Annotated in this window: 5 protein-coding genes and 1 pseudogene; 5 read left to right on the forward strand and 1 reads right to left on the reverse strand. The window is 59.4% G+C overall.

The features are described 5' to 3' along the window. The 4 genes and pseudogenes from VMJ11_RS12205 to VMJ11_RS12220 all read left to right on the forward strand — a co-directional run. A partial coding sequence (locus VMJ11_RS12205; protein ID WP_325619667.1) for a hypothetical protein occupies positions 1–221 on the forward strand: 221 nt, incomplete at its 5' end. Between the two features lie 202 nt (positions 222–423). After that, complete coding sequence (locus VMJ11_RS12210; RefSeq protein ID WP_325619668.1) at positions 424–882, forward strand: GNAT family N-acetyltransferase; 459 nt, start codon at positions 424–426, stop codon at positions 880–882. Positions 883–955: 73 nt separating this feature from the next. Then, complete coding sequence (locus VMJ11_RS12215; RefSeq protein WP_325619669.1) at positions 956–1,513, forward strand: recombinase family protein; 558 nt, start codon at positions 956–958, stop codon at positions 1,511–1,513. A gap of 164 nt (positions 1,514–1,677) precedes the next feature. Next, positions 1,678–2,028, forward strand: a pseudogene (locus tag VMJ11_RS12220) (transposase); the annotation flags it as partial. 41 nt (positions 2,029–2,069) lie between these two features. Here VMJ11_RS12220 and VMJ11_RS12225 read toward each other — a convergent pair. Beyond that, positions 2,070–3,440 (reverse strand): IS110 family transposase, encoded by a 1,371-nt coding sequence (locus tag VMJ11_RS12225; RefSeq protein ID WP_414694376.1) that lies wholly within the window; start codon positions 3,438–3,440, stop codon positions 2,070–2,072. Positions 3,441–4,426: 986 nt separating this feature from the next. Between VMJ11_RS12225 and VMJ11_RS12230 the strand changes: the two genes are divergently transcribed. Continuing rightward, positions 4,427–5,719: an ATP citrate lyase citrate-binding domain-containing protein gene (locus tag VMJ11_RS12230; RefSeq protein ID WP_325619670.1), complete on the forward strand. Its 1,293-nt coding sequence runs from the start codon at positions 4,427–4,429 to the stop codon at positions 5,717–5,719. Positions 5,720–5,743 lie beyond the last annotated feature (24 nt).

The raw sequence follows: 5,743 nt of genomic DNA on the forward strand, positions 1-5,743 counted from the left end.
TGCCCAGTAATCAGGTTCCCGGCAAGCTTGTCCCACGGGATGGAAACGCCCGTGGTTTTGACGACAAGTCTCTGGATTACGACGCGTCATCGGAAGGTTCACTTTCGTTCGTCTCTCTGATCCATACCTGCCCGAGGTATATCCTCGGCGCTTTTACCCCAACGCTCACCACCACGGCTCTTTACCGCAGCAGCTTGAGGTGGTTTGACGCCCGCTCCTGAAAGCCGACGCCGGAGGGCCTACCTCCATCTCTCACGCAGCTTGTACACAGTCCGTCAGTTCATTCGAACCTCCTTTCCGTGTGCCTGCAGCACACTCTCAATTCCCCCGCGCGACAACGAGTTCCAAGAATTGCCGTCTGCGCGCTTTACGGTCGCGCTTGGGAACCCCACACTGACGTTGCACCACATCAAAGGAAATGCGATGGACACTCGCGAGCTTTGCGTTGACGACCTCGAACTCATCTGTAGGCACCGTGAAGAGATGTTTCGTGAAGCTGGGCGCAGTGACGCCATTCTGGCAACGATGACCGAGCAGTTCAGGCCTTGGCTTGAGCCCCGACTTCGGGATGGAACCTATTACGGATTTCTGTTGCGGGACGATGGAAAACCTGCCGCAGGAATCGGCCTGATGACGATTGAATGGCCCCCGCATCCCTCGCATCCGATGCAGGACAAAAGAGGGTATGTCCTGAACGTATATGTCGAAAAGCCTTACCGGAGCCGTGGGCTTGGGCGCGCGCTCATGAAACTCGCGGAGGAAGAGTTTGCGAAGCGCAACCTCCAGTTCGCGGTCTTGCATGCAACAGAGTTGGGTCAACCGCTATACGCGAAACTGGGCTGGAATCCCACGACGGAAATGTCTAAACCTCTCGCCGCATAACAAGAAGTTCTAATGGAACGGCACGACTCGGAATCGAACGAATGCAGTTGAAGCTGCGACAAGAGGGGCAAGAATGTTGGTCGGTTATGCACGTGTTTCAACACAGGACCAAAATCTCGCACTACAGGTGGCAGCACTGAAAAAGTCGGGCTGCAAGAAGATTTATGACGATCAGATCAGCGGGGTGCGAGCCGTCCGTCCCGGCCTACAAACTGCCTTGGAGGTGGTGCGTGAGGGTGACACGCTTGTTGTTTGGAAGCTGGATCGGCTCGGCCGCAGCGTAAAGGGTTTGGTCGATCTGGTGGGTGATCTTGACCGACGAGGTGTTCATTTTAAAAGCGTGACGGACAGTATCGACACCAGTACACCTGCTGGCAGATTTTTCTTCCATGTAATGGCTAGCCTTGCACAGATGGAGCGCGAGTTGACCGTCGAACGAACCCTTGCGGGGCTCACAGCGGCGAAGGCCGCCGGCCGTACTGGCGGCCGGAAACGCCGAATGACGGATAGCAAGATCGCCTCAGCGAAGCGGCTGCTGGCCGGTGGTGTCCCACCCCGCGAGGTTGCCAAAAACCTCGGGGTTTCTATTCCAACGTTGTACCGATGGGTGCCGGCGTCAACCCTCCCTTAACGTACGAAAAAGTCCGTTTCTTGAGGGCACCCCATATCGATCTGATAAAGATTCTGGGAGTTTCGGAGTGGTCGCCAATGAGCACGCCTGATTTCTTTCGTAGCCGTCTGGACGCGATGATCGATTTGCGTCACCCGCTGGCCGTGCTGGCTAAGGCGCGGTAACCATACGAGTTCGGCGTCAAGGTAAGCCTCGCGATCACCGAGAAACATGGGCTGATCGTCGGTGCGCGGGCATTCCCGGGCAACCCCTATGATGGCCATACGCTGGCGGAGCAACTCGAACAGAGTTCCATTCTGTTGCAGGATCTGCCCGGTACGCGCCAACCGAAGACCGTGTTGGTCGATCTCGGGTTTCGTGGCGTCGATGCCGACGTGTCATCAGTACAACTTATTCATCGCGGCAAACACAAGACCCTGACCAGCACCCAGCGACGTTGGCTCAAGCGACGGCAGGCGATCGAACCGATCATCGGCCACGTGAAGCACGACCATAGCATGCGGCGTTGCTGGCTCTTAAGAAACACACCCCAAGTGTCTGATTGGGAATGAGTTTTTCAGACGGGTTGCGGTTGTTCTGTGGCGACGAGCTTCATGCCGAGCTTCTGGGCGCGCTGGGATAACTGCCGAAGAACACGTTCGCGGTAGCGCTCTTCGTAGTAGTCCTGCCCTTGATCGGTGTACTCCTCACCCTTGGTAAGCATCGTGTAGATGAGTCGCGCGAGCTTGTGGGCGACAGCGGTAATGGCCTTCGGTTTGTCCATACGCGAACACATCCGCCTGAAGTACGCGCCCAGTGCCGACTGGCTGGTGCGCAACGCCGTAGCGGCCAGACGCAGGGCCTGGGCCGCGCGGTTAGCGCAGCGCATGGTCTTGCCACTCATCACTTTGCCTCCGGTTATCCGGGTTCCTGGGCACAGACCCAGCCAGCTCGCGAAGTGTGCCGCCGAGGGAAAGCGTGACATGTCGGCGCCAATCTCCGAGATGACAGCCAGCGCCGTCGTGACGTCGATGCCGTCAATGCGCGTGAGGTCCACACCGCACATCCTGAACAACTGCGTGCGCAGGTCAAACTTCGGCGCGTTGCGTGTCCGGCCGCGCTGCTTGCCCCTGGCAGGTTCACCCTCACGGGTTTGCAGGCGTTGCAACTGTTGCTCGATCTCGCGGTCGCACTCGGCCAGTTGCGTACCGATGAAGTCGAACGCGTCCACCGCCTGCCTGAGCGCGAACAGGTGCTCGGCACGCCAGTTGCCTTGCAGGCTCTTCGCTATCTCGTCGACGCTGGCACGGATACGCGCATCCTTCATGCCCGCGAGCGCATGGCCATCCCGCTCGCCGGCCACAATGGCGCGCAGGATCTTCTGGCCCGTCACACCGACTACGTCGGAGATGACGTTAGCGAGCTGGACGTTCATCTGGGTCAGCGCCTTCTGCATATGCTGGACGTGGCGCGACTGGCTGCGCAACAGCATCCCGCGTTGGCGCCACAGCGAGCGCAGCACACACACCTGGTCGGCCGGGCGAAATGCCCCGCGCAGCAAACCGTACGTCATGAGCTGCTGGATCCATTGGCAATCCAGCACATCGGACTTGCGCCCCGAGACGTTCCTGACGTGACGCGCATTGATCAGCATGACCGTGAAACCACGCGACTCCAGCAATTCGAACACGGGGATCCAGTACACGCCGGTCGATTCCATCGCGATGGTGTCGATTCGGCAGGCCTTGAGCCAGTCGGCCATGGCGTTGAGGTCTGCCGTGAAACTGGCAAATTCGCGCACCGTCTCATCGTCCCGATCCGCCGGGACAGCCACAAAGTGAGACGCGCTGCCAATGTCGATGCCGGCGGCATTGGGATGGGTGATCGACAGTGCTGCCGCCCGGGACTTGCCCGGCTTAAGGCTGACTGCAGGATTGCGTTGGGCCAAGGCTTGCTCCATCTTCAGTTGCGGGAATGGCGCTGCATCGGGTACGTCGTTAGCTCACTCTCTTAAACGGGATATCAGCACAGCAGCTTACGCCGTCACGCCGATTCACCAATATCGATGACGTCACCCAGGACCACGCTCAAAGACGGGCATTACGCACCATTGCCTCACCGGTCTTCCGCAGCGCCGCATTCCACTTTGCCACACCGAAGCCACCCTTTGTTTCTTCGGCGCGATTTGCGGCAGCGGGCCGATTATTTCGCTCAAAGGGCAAACCGGCGATGCGCTACACGCGGTACTGCGTGCTGCCGGCTACAACCTGCGCTGGTTGCTGCGCGCCATCGTCCGCCTGGGCATGAGGCCCGTATTTTTATCCTCGCGTTGCTGCATTGGCTCGCCAATGTCACGCTGAAGCCAGCGCTTGCTCGCTACAACCGCCTTCGATGGGCTGATTCCCGTTCGCCGACAGGCCACACCCTCGGCTTAGCTCGCTACGCAAATTGAATTTTGCAGGTCCGACTCCTTACCATTTTCGTAGCTTCGCGTGTTCCGCAGGGTGGCAGATTGAGCTGCCTCTCATGGCTGAAATCTCAGCCTACGCAGATCCGCAGTTTCTGAGTTTTGCGAACGCGGTTGTCAGGCGTGACGTCTCACCCGGGGAAAATTATTTTAAATCAGTGACTTATAAATTTCCGACGTGGTCACGCACTGGCACGAGCCTTGCGTTATATCCGTCTACCGGCCGTCAGGCCGTCAAAGCGGTCTTGAGGCCGCCATTACGGAGACGACACCATGTTTTTTCCCATTCCGCCTCGTACTAGCGGGCGACGCCAGTCCCCCCAACCTTTGGTCATTCAGATCCGTCGTTGACCGCCTCACGCGGTCGGGGACCGGTACGCCCGTCGATTGACTTATCACGGCGTGCGCCCGCGCGCGGGCGATGCCAACCCGCAGGCCGTTCAGGAAACAACTCGCAAGGAGACGATATGCAAGTCACCGGTATGTTGCATGGCTCCCAGCTGCTGCAGTTCGGCGGCTTCCCAACCTCAGAGGTGCTCGGACCCGACGCCAGCGAAGAGCAGATCAAGGCGTTGATCGATCGACACGGGTCGGTGTTCGTCAAGCCGATGTTCAAGGGCGGAATAGGCAAGAAGGGCAAGGCCGGTCTCGTCGGACGCGCCAGTGACCTGAGAACGGCACTGAAAGAGAAGGAGCGGCTTTATTTTGCGGAACACCGCCATGGAAACCAGACCGCTAAGGCAAACGGCGTGACGTTCGAAGGGGCCGTGCCGGCGGAGCACGAAGTGTATTTCTCGATCACCGACTCGACGCATTTCCGGGCGCCGACGATGACGCTCACGCATCACGGTGGCGTTGATATCGAAGAACTCGAGCCGGGCATGATCGTGCAAGTGCCGTTCGATCCGCTGACCGGTCTGAAGGCATTTGTTGTTGCCAATGCGCTGTCGCGCCTGAACGCTCCCAAGGAAATCATTTCGCCTCTGGTCCAGCACCTGCCGAAGCTGTGGGAGCTTTATCACAACTTCGGCATGACCACGCTCGAACTCAATCCGATCCGCATGCAGCCCAGCCGCGACGGCCGTCTGACGCCAGTCGCCTGCGACTTTAAATGCGGCTTCGACCGTGACGACCTCCGCTGGCAGCGGCTGAACATACCCGCGCATCTGTTCTCGGTGGACTATTCGGACTTCGAATCGGAGATCAACCAGCTGCGGACCTACCAGGGCCAAAGCGACGTCTATGTGATCAACGAGCGCGGCACCATCCTTGCGCCGACCTTCGGCGGCGGAGCCAATTCGCTGGTATCGGAAATGCTCGGCGACGACGCGATCATTTCGTCGGACTTCGGTGGCAACCCGCCCTACGAAAAGATGAAAGAAGTGGCCCGGATCTGCTTCAAGCACTGGCTGAAGCAGACCAATGTCCTGTTCATTATCGGCGGCAAGTCAAACAACACCGACATCTTCGAGACTTTGCGCGCGATGGCCGATGCCTTGCGGGAGCACTTTAGCCAGAACGGTCCGACGCCGCTCTACGTCGTAATCGGCCGCGGCGGACCGAACCTCGTGCGCGGCATGGGCGCAATGCGCGACACCTGCGATGCCCTCGGGCTGCCGTACAGCATTTTCGGGTTCGATTCTGACATCAGCGAAGTCATCCAGTACGCCAGGGCGGCGGACGCGTGGATGAGGGCAGGCGGGCGCGAGCAGGTCGCCGCGACGCTCAACGCCGTACACGACGAGCCGGCGCAGGCGTGAGGCCGTCGGCGCAACGCATCGCGA

Source organism: Paraburkholderia sp. (assembly GCF_035501035.1).
Taxonomy (GTDB): Bacteria; Pseudomonadota; Gammaproteobacteria; order Burkholderiales; family Burkholderiaceae; genus Paraburkholderia.